The organism is Streptomyces candidus, from assembly GCF_014207445.1.
In the GTDB taxonomy this organism is placed as follows: domain Bacteria; phylum Actinomycetota; class Actinomycetes; order Streptomycetales; family Streptomycetaceae; genus Streptomyces; species Streptomyces candidus.
This window is the reverse complement of sequence record NZ_JACHEM010000010.1, coordinates 80,496-97,869: the sequence shown is the minus strand read 5'-3', so window position 1 is coordinate 97,869 and position 17,374 is coordinate 80,496. Positions and strand designations below refer to the sequence as shown.

Here is a 17,374-nt window from a genome sequence, read left to right as displayed (position 1 = left end):
CGCAGCGCGCAGTACCCCCGGATGCGCAACAGAGCGTGAGCAGTTGAGCCCCGGACCGTCACCTCGGTCCGGGGCTCGGTGCTGTCCCGCGCGAGGGCGGGCGGGTGACTCCTGCGTACGGCGACTACTTCTGCGGCCGTACGGGAATGTCCAGCACCACCCGCGTACCGCGCTCGCGTCCGGGAACCATGTCGAAGGTCCCGCCCAACTCGCCCTCCACCAGGGTCCGCACGATCTGCAGCCCCAGATTGCCGGTCCGCTGGGCGTCGAAGCCCTCGGGCAGACCGCATCCGTCGTCGAGCACGGTGATCAGCAGCCGCGCCTCCGCCGGCGTACCGCCACGCAGTGCGGAGACCTCGACGGTGCCCTGCTCGCCCTGGGTGAAGGCGTGCTCCAGGGCGTTCTGCAGGATCTCCGTCAGCACCATCGAGAGCGGTGTCGCGACCTCGGCGTCCAGGATCCCGAACCGTCCGGTCCGCCGGCAGGTGACCTTTCCCGGCGAGATCTCCGCCACCATCGCGAGGACCCGGTCGGCGATCTCGTCGAACTCGACGCGCTCGTCCAGGTTCTGCGACAGCGTCTCGTGGACGATCGCGATCGAACCGACGCGCCGCACGGCCTCGTTGAGGGCTTCGCGCCCCTGGTCGGAGTCCATCCTGCGGGACTGCAGCCGCAAGAGGGCGGCCACGGTCTGGAGGTTGTTCTTCACCCGGTGGTGGATCTCCCGGATGGTGGCGTCCTTGGTGATCAACTCCCGCTCGCGGCGGCGCAGTTCCGTCACGTCCCGGCACAGCACCAGGGAGCCGATCCGGGTGCCCTTGGGCTTGAGCGGAATGGCCCGCAGCTGGATCACTCCCCCGCTGCCCTCGACCTCGGTCTCCCTCGGCGCGTAACCGCTGGCCAGTTTGACCAGGGCCTCGTCCACCGGACCGCGGGACGGTGCGAGTTCGGCGGTGGCCCGGCCGAGGTGGTGGCCGACCAGGTCGGAGGCGAGGCCGAGCCGGTGGTAGGCGGACAGTGCGTTGGGGCTCGCGTACTGGACGAGGCCGTCCGCGTCGAGCCGCATCAGCCCGTCACCCACCCGCGGGGACGCGTCCATGTCGACCTGCTGGCCGGGGAAGGGGAACGAACCGGCGGCGATCATCTGGGCCAGGTCGGAAGCGCTCTGGAGGTACGTCAGTTCCAGCCGGCTCGGCGTACGAACGGTCAGCAGGTTGGTGTTGCGCCCGATGACCCCCAGGACGCGGCCCTCCCGCCGTACCGGAATCGACTCGACCCGCACCGGCACCTCCTCGCGCCACTCCGGGTCGCCCTCGCGCACGATGCGGCCCTCGTCGAGCGCCGCGTCGAGCAGCGGGCGGCGGCCCCGCGGGACGAGGTGCCCCACCATGTCGTCGTGGTAGGAGGTCGGCCCGGTGTTCGGCCGCATCTGCGCCACCGAGACGTACCGGGTGCCGTCGCGGGTCGGAACCCACAGCACGAGGTCGGCGAAGGACAGGTCGGAGAGCAGCTGCCACTCCGAGACCAGCAGGTGGAGCCACTCGAGGTCGGTGTCGCTGAGAGCGGTGTGCTGGCGTACGAGATCGTTCATGGAGGGCACACCGTCGAACATACCCGTAACCTCCACGACAACCGGCGTGCGCATCCCGTAGACAGGCATTACTGGTCTAGTCCACAATGACCGGGCAAAGCTTCATCCTCCCCGCACAGGAGGATGAAATCGGAGGACGGCGCTCTCTGCCCTGACTGCGCCCGCCCCTCCACACGGCCGGAGGCACCGCACGCCGCCGGCCGAGCAACTCCGGGCTGCGGTGCCGGGTGGGCCGAGGGTCCCACCGGGCGCCGTGGCCCGCGGGTCTTTCCGGGGCCGGACACCGTGGCCCCCGCACGGGCCGCTCAAGGCCCCACCCCGCTGCACCCGTCGGCGCACGCCGCCCCCTCCCCACCCCTGCTGCTGCGGCGCCCCCGGGGCACCGCACCCGTGCACCCGTTTCCGCCCCGTCGCGAAGTCGGGCGCCGCGGCGCCCGGCGTGGCCGCGCGCGCGTCCGGCGGGGCTCCACGAGGGTCGCCGAAGTGCCGGAGCGGGCGACGCGGTCGACCATGGGAGGGACCGCTCACCTCTGCTAGATTGGTCTATACCACAGATCGTTTTCGGCCCCTCCCCCCTCATCCCCCTTCTTCCAGATAGGCAGGCATCAGCGTGGAAGTTGTCATCGTTCCGGACGCGAAGGCGGGCGGCGAGCTCATCGCGCAGAGCATCGTGGACCTGCTGGGCCGCAAGCCCGACGCCCTGCTCGGTGTGGCCACCGGCTCCTCCCCGCTGCCCATCTACCAGGCACTGACGGCCAAGGTGAAGGGCAGCGGCATGGACGTGTCGCGGGCCCGGATCTGCCAGCTCGACGAGTACGTGGGGCTGCCCGCCGGGCACCCCGAGTCGTACCGGGCGACCGTGCTGCGCGAGGTCGTGGAGCCGCTGGGGCTGACGGAGGCGTCGTTCTTCGGCCCCGACGGTTCCGCCGAGGACGTCCAGGGTGCCTGCGAGGCGTACGACAAGGCGCTCGCCGAGGCGGGCGGTGTCGACCTCCAGATCCTGGGCATCGGCACCGACGGGCACATCGGCTTCAACGAGCCCTGCTCCTCGCTGGCTTCCCGGACCCGGATCAAGACGCTCACCCAGCAGACCATCGACGACAACGCGCGCTTCTTCGACGGCGACACCGCCCAGGTCCCGCGCCACGTCATCACCCAGGGCATCGGCACCATCCTGGACGCCCGCCACCTCGTGCTGCTGGCGACCGGCGAGGGCAAGGCGGAGGCCGTCGCGCAGACCGTCGAGGGCCCGCTGTCCGCCCTGGTGCCCGCCTCCGCGCTGCAACTGCACCCGCACGCGACCATGGTCGTGGACGAGGCGGCCGCGTCCAAGCTGAAGCTCGCGGACTACTTCCGCCACACGTACGCCAACAAGCCGGTGTGGCAGGGGATTTGAGCCCCTCGGAGCAGACGCGTCACACAGAAGGCCGGGCGTCCCCCCAGCGGGCGCCCGGCCTTCAGCGTACTCCCGGGTCGCCTATCGCCCAGTGAGCGCTTCGGCGGCGGCCGTGCCGCAGACGCGGGCCGCACCGTGCGTCGCCACGTGCAGGGCGCCGCGCGGGGTCGACTGCGGGACGCCCATCTCGACCACGGCGGTGTCCGGGCGGGCCGCCAGAAGGCCGTCGAGGACGGCTGCCATCCACGGGTGGCGGTGTTCGTCCCGTACGACCACGACGACCCGGCGGCCCCCGGCGGCGGCGAGGATCGCCTCGGCGGAGCCGGTCTCGGCGGTGAACGCGCCGGTCCCGGTGCCGGGGAGAAGGCGGGCGAGGTCGGCGGCAACGCCCCAGGGGGTCTCGTCGCCGACGGCGATGTTCGCGACCGGGGTGAGGGCCGCCACGTACGGAGCGGACGACAGCGGGGCGGCACCCGGGGCGCGGGTGACGCGCACGGCCCGGCGGGCGGCGTCCAGGCCCACCTCGCGCACGGCGGGACGGCCGGTCTCGTTGCCGGGCGCGGTCCCCTCCTGCACTGCCGCGCCCGGCCCCGAAGTCCGGGCCCGCTGGGTCCACGTGGCGAGGGATCGCACCCGCGCCGCCGCGTCGGCCAGCCGCTCCTCCGGCAGTTCGCCGGAGCGGACCGCCGCCACCAGCGCGTCGCGCAGCAGCAGGACGGTCCCCTCGTCGGCGAGGCCGCCACCGACGCAGATCGCGTCGGCACCCGCGGCGATCGCCAGGACGGAGCCGCGCTCGATTCCGTACGTCGCGGAGATGGCCTGCATCTCCATGCCGTCCGTGATGATCAGCCCCTGGTAGCCCAGCTCCTCCCGGAGCAGACCGGTGAGGATCTGCGGGCTGAGAGTCGCGGGACGGGTGGGGTCGAGCGCAGGGAGAAGGATATGCGCACTCATGACCGTTTTGGAACCCGCGGCGATGGCCGCCCGGAAAGGCACCAGTTCACGGGCGTGCAGTGTGTCCAGTCCCACATCGATGCGGGGCAGGTCGTGGTGCGAATCGACGTTGGTGTCGCCGTGCCCGGGGAAGTGCTTGGTGCAGGCGGCGACGCCGGAGGCCTGCAGCCCCTCGACGTACGCGGCGGTGTGCCGGGCGGCCAGGTGCGGGTCGGCGCCGAAGGACCGTACGCCGATGACGGGGTTGCCGGGGTCGGAGTTGACGTCCGCGGACGGCGCCCAGTTGAGGTTGACGCCGCACTCGGCGAGCCGGCGGCCCAGTTCGCGGGCAACCTCGCGGGTCAGGTCGGTGTCGTCGACCGCGCCGAGGGCGAGGTTGCCGGGGAAGGACGATCCGCCGCGCACCTCGAGGCGGGTGACGTCGCCGCCCTCCTCGTCGATGGCGACCAGCACGTCGTCCCGCTCGGCCCGCAACTGGGCGGTGAGGGCGGCCAGTTGTCCGGGCGAGGCGATGTTGCGTCCGAACAGGCCGACCGAGGACAGCCCTTCGCCGACGCTGCGCAGCAGCCAGTCGGGGGCGGTGGTCCCGGTGAAGCCGGGCTGGAGGACGGCGAGGGCGTCCCGGGTCAGGGTGTCGGTGGAGCGCGTGGCAGTCGCCATGGGTGAGGTCATCCCTTCACTGCGCCGGCGGTCATACCGCCGACGGCCTTGCGCTGGAGGAAGAGGAACACGATGAGCACGGGCACGGTGAACATCGAGGCGGCGGCCATCGTCGCGCCCCAGTCGTTGCCGAACGCGGTGTTGAACTGGGTCAGCCACAGCGGCAGCGTCTGCGCGTAGTCCTCCTTGTTGAGGATCAGCACCATGGCGAACTCGTTCCAGGCCGTGATGAAGCCGAAGAGCGAGGTCGACATGAGGCCCGGCGCGAGCAGCGGGAAGATCACCTTGAAGAAGGCCTGGGTGCGCGAGCAGCCGTCGATCATCGCCGCCTCCTCCAGTTCCACCGGGACGGCGGCGATGAAGCCACGCAGCGTCCAGATGGTGAAGGGCAGCACCATGACGAAGTAGACGAGGGTGAGCGTCGCGATGCTGTTCAGCATGTCGGAGTCGCGGGCGATCATGTACATCACGATCACCATGACCTCCCAGGGCGCCATCTGGGCCATCATCACGCCGAGGACGAGCCCCTTGCGGCCACGGAACCTCATCCGCGCGATGGCGAAGCTCGCCGCGAGCGCGACGATCAGCGCGAGGAGGACCGCGCCGACGGTGACCATGAAACTGTTCTGCACGTACGTCCAGAACATGTCGACGCCGGACGCCTTGACGTAGTTCTCCGTCGTCGGGGAGAAGACGAACACCGGGTCCTTGGTGAGGATCTCCGCCTTCGGCTTCAGGGACGAGGAGAACATCCAGTAGACGGGGAAGACGAAGACCGCCGCCACCAGGAGGGCCAGGACGTTCTTGCCGGCCTTCCCGACGACCTTGGCGCGCTTGCCCACGGGCCGCTTGCCTGCGGGGACGCGGGGCGCCGCGGCGGAACCCTTGGCCACTGCTGACGCTGTGCTCACTGCGCTCACTGCTCCTCCTCCTGCTTCAGGATCAGGCGGAAGTAGAAGGACATGACGGCGATCAGCATGACGATCGTGAGGACGGAGATCGCCGCGGCCATGCCGTAGTGCTGCTGGCCGCTGCCCTCGACGAAGGCGAAGACCGGGAGGGTCTCGGAGCCCCGGTCGGGGCCGCCCGCGTTCATGGCGTACACCTGGGCGAACGCCTTGAAGACCCAGATAACTTCGAGGAACGTCGTCACCAGGAAGAACGGCTTCATGATCGGGAAGACGACGGCCCAGAAGATGCGCCAGCCGGAGGCGCCGTCCATCCGGGCGGCCTCGTACAGCTCGGTGCCTACGGTGGTCAGGCCCGCGTACATGTTGAGCGCCACGAAGGGGATCGAGCCCCAGGCGATCAGCACGGTGATGATGACGAGCGTCGAGGTGCCGGTCTCGAACCAGTTGTGCTGTTCGTAGCCCGCGAACCCGAGGGAGCGCATGACCCAGTTGGCGACGCCGAACTGCTCGTCGAACAGCCACTTGAAGACGGTGACGGAGGCGACGATCGGCATGGCCCAGGCCATCACCAGCGCCAGCGAGAGCACCAGCCGCATCTTCTTGCCGAGATTGTTGAGCAGGATGCCGATCAGGGTGCCGATCAGCATGATGACCAGCACGTTGACGGCGGTGAACACGAAGCTGCGGACCACGACGGTCCAGAAGTCCGAGGACCCCAGCAGCTCCTTGTAGTTGTCGACGCCGATCCACTCGGGCTTGCGGGTGATCAGCTCGCGCTTGTTCACCTGCTGGAACGAGAGGATCACGTTCCTGATCAGCGGGTAGCCCAGCAGCACGACCAAGGAGATCACCGCAGGGGCGACCAGCAGGTACGGAAGCAGGCCGGTGGGCAGGCCGCGCCTGCCGCGAGGCCGCTGGAGGACTTCCTTGGAACCGGAGGGCGGCGGGGTCTGCGACTCCCCTGCCGACTTCCGGGGCGCGTCCTCCGGAACGGAGGTCACGACTCCCTGGGAGTGCACGGTCATGATGATCTTCCTCGCGGTTGTGGGGCACCCGCGCCCACCGGGCCTGGCGGCCCACCCGGGGGCCACGTCAATGCGTGCTGCCGCACGAAGGGGCGTGCCGGCGCACCCGGGGGTGCGCCGCCGCACGTACGGGTGGTGCGGCAGGGGGACGACTCACCCCTGCCGCACCACTCGCGGTGGACTACTTCTTGTTGATGCGCTCGGTGATTTCCTTGTCGGCGGCCTCAGCGGCGGCCTTCGGGTCCTGACCCTTGAGCACCTTGGTCATGTACTCCTTGATCGGGTTCGGGTTCGTCTCGACGTTCGCCCAGCCCTCGGTGATCGGGGTGAGCTTGCCGACCGAGGCGGCCTGACCCATGGCCTCGGCGAAGGTGCCCGCCGGGGCCTTGAAAGCGGCGGAGTCGTGGTTCGGCAGCGCGGCACCCTCGGTGGCCTGGGCGTACTTGGCCATCTGGTCCTTGCCTGCGGCCAGGGCCAGCCACTCCTTGGCGAGGTCCTTGTTCTTGGAACGCTCGGCGATGGCGAGGTTGGAGCCGCCGAAGAAGACGCTGCCCGGCTTGTCGGCCGTCTTGCCCGGGATCGGGAAGTAGCCGAAGTCGGCCTTGCCCTTGGCGTCCTCGATCGCCTTGATCGCGCCGCCGGCCTCCCAGCCGAGACCGATCCACGAGGCGATGCCGCCCTTGGGAACGACGTCCGTGGACTGCTGCGGGGTGGCCTCGTCCTTGTCCTTGGGCGCCGTGGAGTAGGACTGCAGCTTCTTGTAGAAGTTCATCCCCTCGATGGACTTGGGGTCCGCGAGGGTGCCCTTCCAGTTGTCGCCGTCCTTGACCGCGAGGTCGCCGCCCTCGTCCCAGATGAACCCCGCGAGGACGTACCAGCTCTGGCCCGGCAGGTAGAGGGGCTGCGTCTTGCCCTTGGAGGTGGACTTGATCTTCTCCAGGCCGGCGATCCACTCGTCGCGGGTCTTGGGCGGGGTGACGCCGGCGTCCTTGAAGGCCTTCTTGTCGTAGACGACGACACGGTTGGCGGCCCACCACGGGGCGGCGTAGAGCTTGCCGTCCAGTTCTGCGGACGGGAGCATGCCCTTGTTCCAGCCGTCGGCGCCGAGCTTGGCCTTGTCCTCGGTCAGCTCGGCGAGACCTCCGGTGGCCGCGTAGCCCGCGGTCTGGGTGTTGCCGAGTTCGATGACGTCCGGCGGGGTGTCCTCGGAGAGGGCGGTGGTGACCTTCTCCTGGATCCCGTCCCACTTCTGGATCTTGACGTCCACCTTGACGTCCTTGTGCTTGGCCTCGAACTCCTTGTTCACGGCCTGGATCCAGGGCTCCGGAGCGGACCCGTCCATCACCCAGACAGTGACGGTCTTCGGGCCGTCGGTCTTGGTGTCGCCACCGGACTTGCTGTCCGACCCACATGCCGCGACGCTGACCATCATGCCGGCGACGCCAATCGCCGCGATGAGCTTGCGCTTCATTACGCCACTCTCCTGCTCAGGGATGCCTGCAACCCCCCGCCCACCGCGAGGACAACGCACGAAGTACGGCCTGTGGGACTGGGATCTGGTCTTTAATGGTTTAGACCAGTAGCTGGAGCTTGGCCTAGACCTTTTGGGGTGTCAAGGGTGTGTAAGACGCCGCGATGCGTCCGTTATCGGACCGACACCTCAGGCCGCACGGAAGTCCCCGGCAGCCTCTCCGGCCACCGCGAACACATGCGACGCGGTGTATAAGAAGGAATCGCGCGGAGCCCGAGCCCCGCGCGGCGGACCGTGCCACCATCCATGTGAGCCGCGACAGACGGAGGAGCCGGTGACGGCAGCAGCGCAGGAACCGGAAAGGCTGACCATGATCACCGACGGGGGCAGCACGGCGGGCACGGAGACCGAACTGGAACAGGGCGTCCCGCCGGGCACCGCGACCCCGGCCACCCGCACCGCCCGCGTCCCGAAGTACTACCGCCTCAAGCGGCACCTGCTCGACATGACCGAGACCCTCCCGCCCGGCACCCCGGTGCCCCCGGAGCGCACCCTCGCCGCCGAGTTCGACACCTCCCGCACCACCGTCCGCCAGGCCCTCCAGGAACTGGTCGTCGAGGGACGGCTGGAACGCATCCAGGGCAAGGGCACCTTCGTCGCCAAGCCCAAGGTCTCGCAGTCGCTCCAACTCACCTCCTACACCGAGGACATGAGGGCGCAGGGACTCGAACCCACCTCGCAGCTCCTGGACATCGGGTACGTCACCGCCGACGACACCCTCGCGGGACTGCTCAAGATCGCCACCGGCGGCCGCGTGCTGCGCATCGAACGCCTGCGCCTGGCCAGCGGCGAACCGATGGCCATCGAGACCACCCACCTGTCCGCCAAGCGCTTCCCCGCCCTGCGCCGCTCACTGGTGAAGTACACCTCGCTCTACACCGCGCTCGCCGAGGTCTACGACGTGCGCCTCTCGGAGGCCGAGGAGACCATCGAGACCTCCCTCGCCACCCCGCGCGAGGCCGGCCTTCTGGGCACGGACGTCGGGCTGCCGATGCTCATGCTGTCGCGGCATTCCCTCGACAAGGACGGCGAACCGGTGGAATGGGTACGGTCGGTCTACCGCGGCGACCGGTACAAGTTCGTGGCCAGGCTCCGGCGCCCGCAGGACTGACGCCCGGCGCCGGCAGCTTCCCAGCGCCTCGCACCCGCACGACAGTTGGCGCTGGTACGCCTGTGACCTGCGGTGGTCGCCCCGTGTCCGTACCGATATGCGGACAGGGGGTTACACAGCACGGTCGCACCCCCTAGATTTCGCGCACGTTACGAGGATGATCGCGCGAGGGGACGGACCGTCATGGCAGAGCCGAGATCGACAGCCGAGACCGAGCAGAGCGGGGCCTCCCCCGGACCGGGCGCCTCCCGCGGGCTGTCGCCGAAGTCGATCGTGATCTGGTCCCTGGTGGCGATCGTCGGCGCGGTCGGCTGGGCGGTGCTCGCCCTCTCGCGCGGCGAGGAGGTGTCGGCCGCCTGGATGCTCGCGGCGGCCCTCGGCTCGTACGCCATCGGCTACCGCTTCTACTCGAAGTTCATCGCGAACCGCGTCCTGAAGGTCGACCGTACGCGCGCCACCCCGGCCGAACGCCTCGACGACGGCGTGGACTTCCACCCCACCGACCGCCGGGTCCTGTTCGGCCACCACTTCGCGGCCGTCGCCGGCGCGGGCCCGCTCGTCGGACCGGTGCTGGCGGCCCAGATGGGCTACCTGCCGGGCACCATCTGGATCGTCGCGGGCGTCATCTTCGCGGGCGCCGTCCAGGACATGGTCGTGCTGTTCTTCTCCACCCGCCGCAACGGCCGCTCGCTGGGGCAGATCGCACGCGACGAGATCGGCCCGGTCGGCGGCGCCGCCGCACTGATCGCCGTCTTCGCCATCATGATCATCCTGCTCGCGGTGCTCGCCCTGGTCATCGTGAACGCGCTCGCCGAGTCCCCCTGGGGCGTCTTCTCCATCGGCATGACCATCCCGATCGCCCTGTTCATGGGCCTGTACCTGCGCATCCTGCGCCCCGGCCGGGTCAGCGAGGTCTCGCTCATCGGCGTCGCGCTGCTGCTGCTGGCGATCGTCGCGGGCGGCTGGGTCGCCGAGTCGTCGTGGGCGAGCACCTTCACCCTGGAACCGGGCACGCTGGTCATCTGGATGGTCGTCTACGGCTTCCTGGCGTCCGTCCTGCCCGTATGGCTGCTGCTCGCCCCGCGCGACTACCTGTCGACGTTCATGAAGATCGGAACCGTCACCCTCCTGGCCGTCGGCGTCCTCATCGCGCTGCCGAACCTCAAGATGGACGGCATCACCGAGTTCGCCTCCAGCGGCACCGGTCCCGTGTTCGCCGGATCGCTCTTCCCGTTCGTCTTCATCACCATCGCCTGCGGCGCGCTCTCCGGCTTCCACGCGCTGATCTCCTCGGGCACCACCCCGAAGATGATCCAGAAGGAGACGCAGATCCGGACGATCGGCTACGGCTCCATGCTGGTCGAGTCGTTCGTGGCGATCATGGCGCTGATCGCGGCCTGCATCATCGAGCCCGGCCTGTACTTCGCGGTCAACTCCCCGATGGGCGTCGTCGGCGACACCGTCCAGGCGGCCTCCACCGCCGTCGGCAACCTCGGATTCTCCATCACCCCCGAGCAGTTGGCGCAGGCCGCCAAGGACGTCGAGGAACAGAGCCTGCTGCACCGCACCGGCGGCGCGCCGACGTTCGCACTGGGCATGGCGGAGATCTTCTCCGCGGCCTTCGGCGGGGCGGCGATGAAGGCCTTCTGGTACCACTTCGCGATCATGTTCGAGGCGCTGTTCATCCTGACGACGCTCGACGCGGGCACGCGCGTGGGCCGCTTCATGCTCCAGGACATGCTCGGCAACGTCTACAAGCCCTTCAAGAACGTCAGCTGGAAGCCCGGCGTCTGGATCGCCAGCGCCATCGTCGTCCTGGCCTGGGGCTACTTCCTGTGGGTCGGCGTGCACGACCCGCTCGGCGGCATCAACCAGCTCTTCCCCCTGTTCGGCATCGCCAACCAGCTCCTCGCCGCCGTCGCCCTCGCGGTCTGCACCACGCTGCTGATCAAGTCCGGACGCCTCAAGTGGGCCTGGGTGACAGGCGTTCCGCTCCTGTGGGACGTCGCGGTCACCCTCACCGCGAGCTGGCAGAAGATCTTCTCCGCCGACCCGAGGGTGGGCTTCTTCACCCAGCGCGCCGAGTACCAGGACGCCCTCGACAAGGGACTCCCGTCGTTCAAACTGGCCAAGAACCGCGAGCAGATGGAGACCATCGTCACCAACTCCACCGTGGACGGCGTCCTGTCCGTCCTGTTCGCCGTCCTCATCGTGGTGGTCCTCTTCGAGTCCGGCCGCGCCTGCGTCAAGGCGATCCGCCACCCGGAGACCATCAAGGTCAGCGAAACCCCGTACGTCGAGTCCAAGTTCGTCGCCCCCGCCTCCCTCATCGCCACCAAGGAGGAGAAGGCCGAGCTCGTGGCGGCCGGCGTCGGCCCGGAGGGCGGGGCCCGCAAGACCGAGGAGCGGGTGTGAGCACCGCGGCGGTCCGCCACCGGCTCGCCCGGCTCCGCTGGTACGTACGGGAGCTGACCGGCGAGGCGGCGTACGACCGCTACGTCGCACACACCCGGACCCACTCCCCGGACGCACCGGTGATGACCCGCCGAGCCTTCGAACGCAGCCGTACCGACGCCCGTGAGGGCGACCCCCGGCAGGGCTTCCGCTGCTGCTGAGCACAGTGCGCAAGCATCCCTGCGGCCCGGTGTTCCGCCCCTCGAAACGGGGTGGGGCGCCGGGCCGTCGCCGTTGCACACTGCCCCCCATGAATGTGTTCACCGCGAAGGACCTCACCATCAGGCCCGCCGAACCCCACGAGTACGACGAGGTCGGCGAGATCACCGCCCGCGCCTACCTCGACGACGGCCTCCTCGGCGGCGGTGAGCGGGACCCGTACCTGGCCGTCCTGCGCGACGCCGCCTCCCGCGCCGCCCATGCGCAGCTCCTGGTGGCCGCCGACGCCGACGGCAAGCCCCTCGGCACGGTCACCTACGCCCCCCAGGGCAGCCCCCTCCAGGACATCGGCGTCCCCGGCGAGGCCGAGTTCCGCATGCTCGCCGTCGCGCACCAGGGCCGCGGCCGGGGCGCGGGCGAGGCCCTCGTACGCTCCTGCATCGCCCGAGCCACAGCCGAGGCCGGCGTCGTACGACTGGTGATGTCCACCCAGCCGACGATGCTCGGAGCACACCGCATCTACGAGCGGCTCGGCTTCCTGCGCACCCCGGCAAGGGACTGGGACCCCGTGCCCGGACTGACCCTGCTGACCTACGAACGACCCCTTTAGCCCCCTCCCGGACCGCTTCCACCGGTGCTGTGCCCTTTCCGGGGGGCAACCCCCGGAACCCGGCCGAAACGACACGCGACACTAGATGTGGGGGGTTCTTCAACGAGGACCCACCACATGTATGCTCGTGCTCGCTGTCGCCGCAGGGGAATCCGGTGCGAATCCGGAACTGTCCCGCAACGGTGTGTCATGTGCGCATTTGCGTACCGCCAAGTCCGACGACCTGCCGACAGCTCATCCGGCTCGACCGAACCGGATACCGATACGTCCGGGCCTCGCGGTTGGGCCGGTGGACGCCAGGCGGCGCGTGCCCTCCTTCCGGGGTGCCGTGTGCCCGCGCGCCCCCGCTCCCCCCTGCCGCAGGCCCCGCGCCGAGCGAGGGAGAGCCCCCACGTGACCATCGCGCCAGTCGACCCGGCCAGCACCGAGGTACAGGACGCCGTTCAGGACGCCCCCGGGACCGCGCTCCTGCGCACCCTCACCGACCTGACCGCCGACCTTCCCGACACCGACCCCGGCCGGGTCGCCGCCGCCGCCCTGCGGGGCCGCAACGCGCGCTCGGACGCCGCCGAGCTGCGGGAGCTCGCCACCGAGGGCGCGGCGGGGCTCATCTCCGAGGACCCCGCGTACTCGCGCCTCGCAGCCCGCCTCCTCACCCGCACGATCCGGGACGAGGCCGCCACCCAGGGCGTACGCACCTTCTCCGAGTCCGTCGCCGTCGGCCACCGCGAAGGGCTCATCGCGGACCGCACGGCCGGCTTCGCCGCCAAGCACTCGGCGGCCCTGGACGCGCTGATCGACCCGGCGGCCGACGACCGCTTCGAGTACTTCGGCCTGCGTACGGTCTACAGCCGCTACCTGCTGCGCCACCCGATCACCCGCCAGGTCATCGAGACCCCGCAGCACTTCATGCTGCGCGTGGCCGCCGGCCTCGCCGCGGACGACAGCGACCGCGCGGTCGCCGAAGTCGCTTCCCTCTACCGCCTGATGAGCCGCCTGGACTACCTGCCGTCCTCGCCGACGCTCTTCAACTCCGGCACCCGCCACCCGCAGATGTCCTCCTGCTACCTCCTCGATTCCCCGCTGGACGAGCTGGACTCGATCTACGACCGCTACCACCAGGTCGCACGCCTCTCCAAGCACGCCGGCGGCATCGGTCTCTCGTACTCCCGCATCCGCGCCCGCGGTTCGCTGATCCGCGGCACCAACGGGCACTCCAACGGCATCGTGCCGTTCCTGAAGACCCTGGACGCCTCGGTCGCGGCCGTGAACCAGGGCGGCCGGCGCAAGGGCGCCGCGGCCGTCTACCTGGAGACCTGGCACGCGGACATCGAGGAGTTCCTGGAGCTCCGCGACAACACCGGCGAGGACGCCCGCCGCACCCACAACCTGAACCTCGCGCACTGGATCCCGGACGAGTTCATGCGCCGCGTGGACCAGGACGGCCAGTGGTCCCTGTTCTCCCCCTCCGACGTCCCCGAGCTGGTGGACCTGTGGGGCGCGGAGTTCGACGCCGCGTACCGCAGGGCCGAGGCCGCGGGACTCGCCAAGAAGTCGATGTCCGCCCGCGAGCTGTACGGCCGCATGATGCGTACCCTCGCGCAGACCGGCAACGGCTGGATGACCTTCAAGGACGCCTCCAACCGCACCGCCAACCAGACGGCGGAGCCCGGCCACACGGTCCACTCCTCCAACCTCTGCACCGAGATCCTCGAAGTCACCAACGACGGCGAGACCGCCGTCTGCAACCTCGGCTCGGTCAACATGGGCGCCTTCGTCCTGGACAGCGGCGACATCGACTGGGACCGCCTGGACGAGACCGTCCGCACCGCCGTCACCTTCCTCGACCGCGTCGTGGACATCAACTTCTACCCCACCGAGCAGGCCGGGAACTCCAACTCCCGCTGGCGTCCTGTCGGCCTGGGCGCGATGGGCCTCCAAGACGTCTTCTTCAAGCTGAAGCTCCCCTTCGACTCCCCCGAGGCCGCCGCGCTGTCCACCCGTATCGCCGAGCGCATCATGCTCGCCGCGTACGAGGCGTCCTGCGACCTCGCCGAACGCTCCGGCCCGCTGCCCGCCTGGGAGAAGACCCGCACCGCCCGCGGCGTCCTGCACCCCGACCACTACGGCGTCGAGTTCACCTGGCCGGAGCGCTGGGAGGCGCTGCGCGCCCGTATCGCCAAGACCGGCATGCGCAACTCGCTCCTCCTCGCGATCGCCCCGACCGCGACGATCGCCTCGATCGCCGGCGTGTACGAGTGCATCGAGCCGCAGGTCTCCAACCTCTTCAAGCGCGAGACGCTCTCCGGCGAGTTCCTCCAGGTCAACTCCTACCTGGTGCGCGACCTCAAGGCGCTCGGCGTATGGGACGCGCAGAGCCGCGAGGCCCTTCGCGAGTCCTCCGGCTCCGTCCAGGGCTTCAGCTGGATCCCGGCCGAGGTCCGCGCCCTGTACCGCACCGCCTGGGAGATCCCGCAGCGCGGCCTGATCGACATGGCCGCCGCCCGCACCCCGTACCTGGACCAGTCCCAGTCCCTGAACCTCTTCCTGGAAACGCCCACCATCGGCAAGCTCAGCTCGATGTACGCGTACGCCTGGAAGAAGGGCCTGAAGACGACGTACTACCTGCGCTCGCGCCCCGCCACCCGCATCGCGCGCGCGGCCGGCTCCCAGGCCGCCGCCGAGGCCCCGGCCCCCACCTCCACCCCCATCCCCGTACAGCAGGCGACGGACGCCGAAGCGCTCGCCTGCTCCCTCGAAAACCCCGAGTCCTGCGAGGCCTGCCAGTAATGTCCAGCAATTCCGAAAAGAACCTTCTCGACCCGGGCTTCGAACTCACCCTCCGTCCCATGCGCTACCCGGACTTCTACGAGCGCTACCGGGACGCGATCAAGAACACCTGGACCGTCGAGGAGGTCGACCTCCACTCGGATGTCGCCGACCTCGCGAAGCTGACGCCGGGCGAGCAGCACATGATCGGCCGCCTCGTCGCGTTCTTCGCGACCGGTGACTCGATCGTCTCCAACAACCTGGTGCTCACCCTCTACAAGCACATCAACTCCCCGGAGGCGCGGCTCTACCTCTCGCGCCAGCTCTTCGAGGAGGCAGTGCACGTCCAGTTCTACCTGACCCTCCTGGACACCTACCTCCCCAACCCGGAGGACCGCGCGGCGGCCTTCGACGCGGTCGAGGAGATCCCCTCGATCCGCGAGAAGGCGCAGTTCTGCTTCAAGTGGATGGACTCGGTCGAGAAGATCGACCGCCTGGAGTCGAAGGCCGACCGCCGCCGCTTCCTGCTGAACCTGATCTGCTTCGCGGCGTGCATCGAGGGCCTGTTCTTCTACGGCGCCTTCGCGTACGTGTACTGGTTCCGCTCGCGGGGCCTGCTGCACGGGCTGGCGACGGGGACGAACTGGGTCTTCCGGGACGAGACCATGCACATGAACTTCGCGTTCGAGGTCGTGGACACCGTCCGCAAGGAGGAGCCGGACCTCTTCGACGACGAGCTTCAGCAGCAGGTCACCGACATGATCAAGGAGGCCGTCGAGGCGGAACTCCAGTTCGGCCGTGACCTGTGCGGCGAGGGCCTGCCGGGCATGAACACCGAGTCCATGCGCCAGTACCTGGAGTGCGTCGCCGACCAGCGCCTGGCCCGTCTGGGGCTCGCCCCGGTGTACGGCTCCTCCAACCCGTTCTCCTTCATGGAGCTCCAGGGTGTCCAGGAACTGACGAACTTCTTCGAGCGCCGCCCGTCGGCGTACCAGGTGGCGGTGGAAGGCACCGTCGGGTTCGACGACGACTTCTAGGCCGTACGCACACTTGGGGGCCTCCTCACCGGATGGGGTGGAATGCAGTCATTCCACCCACGGCGCGGGGGCCCTTCGGCGTACCTTGTGGCGCAACCGGCTGGATCCACATGGGAGTTGAGGTGCGCGCCATGTCCGGAACGCAGGCCCGCAAGAACGGCACCCCCTACGGCGACGAACTGAAGGCCCGCCGCGAGCAGGCGGGGCTGACCCAGGCGGAGCTTGCCGCGCTGGCCTTCATGACCCACACGCACATCGCGCACATTGAGGCGGGGCGGCGCATCCCCTCGCTGAGCGACGCACGGCGACTGGACGACGCCCTGCAAACGGGCGGGGTGTTCGTACGCTTCCTGCCGGACGCGAAGCGGCGGAAGGTGGCCAAGCACTTCGAAGCGGCACGGGAGTTGGAGTCCCAGGCCAGCATGATCCGGGAGTTCGGCCTCACGCTGATTCCGGGCCTCTTGCAGACGGAGGCGTACATGCGGGCGGTGTTCCGCGCCTACTTCCCCGTCAAGAGCAAGCAGAAGCTCGAAGAGGCGGTCACCACGCGGCTGGAGCGGGCCCACATCCTGGAAGACCCTCTGTCACCCCACCTCACCGCGCTGCTGGACGAGGCCGCACTACGTCGCCCGCACGGTGGGCTGGTCGCCATGGCGGAGCAGTTGAGGCACATCGTCGCGTTGGGCGAGCGGGACCGCGTACGCGTACATGTCCTCCCGTACGGGGTGGGCTGCCACGCACTGATCGAGAGCAACCTCAGGCTCATGTGGTTCGAGGACATGCCTCCCGTCGCATACACCGACGGCTTGCACTCGGGAAACCTCATCGACGAGGAGGCGGTGGTACTCCAGTGCCAGACGTCCTACGATCTTGCCCTGGGCGACGCCCTGTCGCACGAGAAGTCCCTGGCGCTGCTCAGGGAGATCGCAGAGGAATACGAGCATGAGCACCGAAGCACCGGCATGGCGTAAGTCGAGCTACAGCGGCGGCAGCGAAGGCGACTGCCTCGAATTCGCGTCCAACTTCCCCGACATCGTCGCCGTCCGCGACACCAAGACCCCCACCGGCCCCACCCTCACCTTCAGCAGCGCGGCTTGGAGCGCCTTCCTCCCGCTGCCCAAGCGCGAGGCCCCCAAGGGCTGAACGCCGCCTCCCCTCACACGCGA

At 69.5% G+C, this 17,374-nt stretch carries 14 protein-coding genes and 1 riboswitch; of the genes, 9 read left to right on the top strand and 5 right to left on the bottom strand.

Going from position 1 to position 17,374, the window contains the following annotated elements; translation table 11 throughout:
- Positions 1-124: 124 nt before the first annotated feature.
- A complete protein-coding gene (locus HNQ79_RS19675) occupies positions 125-1,591 on the bottom strand; it encodes a sensor histidine kinase (protein ID WP_185032866.1) in 1,467 nt (488 codons plus the stop codon).
- Positions 1,592-2,201: 610 nt separating this feature from the next.
- Between HNQ79_RS19675 and nagB the strand changes: the two genes are divergently transcribed.
- Positions 2,202-2,987, top strand: a complete 786-nt coding sequence (nagB, locus tag HNQ79_RS19670) for a glucosamine-6-phosphate deaminase (protein WP_185032865.1) — start codon at positions 2,202-2,204, stop codon at positions 2,985-2,987.
- A gap of 81 nt (positions 2,988-3,068) precedes the next feature.
- On the opposite strand, the gene HNQ79_RS19665 is transcribed toward nagB, so the two are convergent.
- From HNQ79_RS19665 to HNQ79_RS19650, 4 genes are all read right to left on the bottom strand, one after another.
- Positions 3,069-4,601 carry a glycoside hydrolase family 3 protein gene (locus HNQ79_RS19665; protein WP_185032864.1) on the bottom strand — a complete coding sequence of 511 codons (1,533 nt, stop codon included), beginning with the start codon at positions 4,599-4,601 and terminating at the stop codon, positions 3,069-3,071.
- Positions 4,602-4,609: 8 nt separating this feature from the next.
- Positions 4,610-5,398 (bottom strand): carbohydrate ABC transporter permease, encoded by a 789-nt coding sequence (locus HNQ79_RS19660; protein WP_260421716.1) that lies wholly within the window; start codon positions 5,396-5,398, stop codon positions 4,610-4,612.
- 119 nt (positions 5,399-5,517) lie between these two features.
- Entirely contained in the window at positions 5,518-6,537 is a 1,020-nt protein-coding gene (locus tag HNQ79_RS19655) for a carbohydrate ABC transporter permease (protein ID WP_185032863.1), read from the bottom strand.
- A gap of 181 nt (positions 6,538-6,718) precedes the next feature.
- Positions 6,719-8,008, bottom strand: a complete 1,290-nt coding sequence (locus HNQ79_RS19650; RefSeq protein ID WP_185032861.1) for an extracellular solute-binding protein — start codon at positions 8,006-8,008, stop codon at positions 6,719-6,721.
- Positions 8,009-8,378: 370 nt separating this feature from the next.
- On the opposite strand from HNQ79_RS19650, the gene HNQ79_RS19645 reads away from it, so the two are divergent.
- The 8 genes from HNQ79_RS19645 to HNQ79_RS19610 all read left to right on the top strand — a co-directional run bounded on the left by HNQ79_RS19645 (position 8,379) and on the right by HNQ79_RS19610 (position 17,351).
- Complete coding sequence (locus tag HNQ79_RS19645) at positions 8,379-9,179, top strand: GntR family transcriptional regulator (protein ID WP_185033194.1); 801 nt, start codon at positions 8,379-8,381, stop codon at positions 9,177-9,179.
- A 183-nt stretch (positions 9,180-9,362) separates the two neighbouring features.
- A complete protein-coding gene (locus HNQ79_RS19640) occupies positions 9,363-11,594 on the top strand; it encodes a carbon starvation CstA family protein (protein ID WP_185032859.1) in 2,232 nt (743 codons plus the stop codon).
- Positions 11,591-11,794, top strand: coding sequence for a YbdD/YjiX family protein (locus tag HNQ79_RS19635; RefSeq protein WP_185032857.1), 204 nt, complete (start codon positions 11,591-11,593; stop codon positions 11,792-11,794). Before HNQ79_RS19640 ends, HNQ79_RS19635 begins: the two co-directional genes overlap by 4 nt.
- Positions 11,795-11,883: 89 nt before the next feature.
- Positions 11,884-12,402, top strand: a complete 519-nt coding sequence (locus HNQ79_RS19630) for a GNAT family N-acetyltransferase (protein WP_185032855.1) — start codon at positions 11,884-11,886, stop codon at positions 12,400-12,402.
- A gap of 121 nt (positions 12,403-12,523) precedes the next feature.
- A riboswitch (cobalamin riboswitch) is annotated at positions 12,524-12,647 on the top strand.
- A gap of 148 nt (positions 12,648-12,795) precedes the next feature.
- Positions 12,796-15,192: a ribonucleoside-diphosphate reductase subunit alpha gene (locus HNQ79_RS19625; protein WP_185032852.1), complete on the top strand. Its 2,397-nt coding sequence runs from the start codon at positions 12,796-12,798 to the stop codon at positions 15,190-15,192.
- The gene (locus tag HNQ79_RS19620; RefSeq protein ID WP_185032850.1) at positions 15,192-16,208 is read left to right on the top strand and encodes a ribonucleotide-diphosphate reductase subunit beta; all 1,017 of its coding nucleotides are present in this window, start codon (positions 15,192-15,194) and stop codon (positions 16,206-16,208) included. The genes HNQ79_RS19625 and HNQ79_RS19620 overlap by 1 nt, the downstream gene beginning before the upstream one ends.
- Before the next feature lie 131 nt (positions 16,209-16,339).
- Positions 16,340-17,179, top strand: coding sequence for a helix-turn-helix domain-containing protein (locus HNQ79_RS19615; RefSeq protein WP_185032848.1), 840 nt, complete (start codon positions 16,340-16,342; stop codon positions 17,177-17,179).
- Entirely contained in the window at positions 17,151-17,351 is a 201-nt protein-coding gene (locus tag HNQ79_RS19610; protein ID WP_185032845.1) for a DUF397 domain-containing protein, read from the top strand. The genes HNQ79_RS19615 and HNQ79_RS19610 overlap by 29 nt, the downstream gene beginning before the upstream one ends.
- Positions 17,352-17,374: the final 23 nt, after the last annotated feature.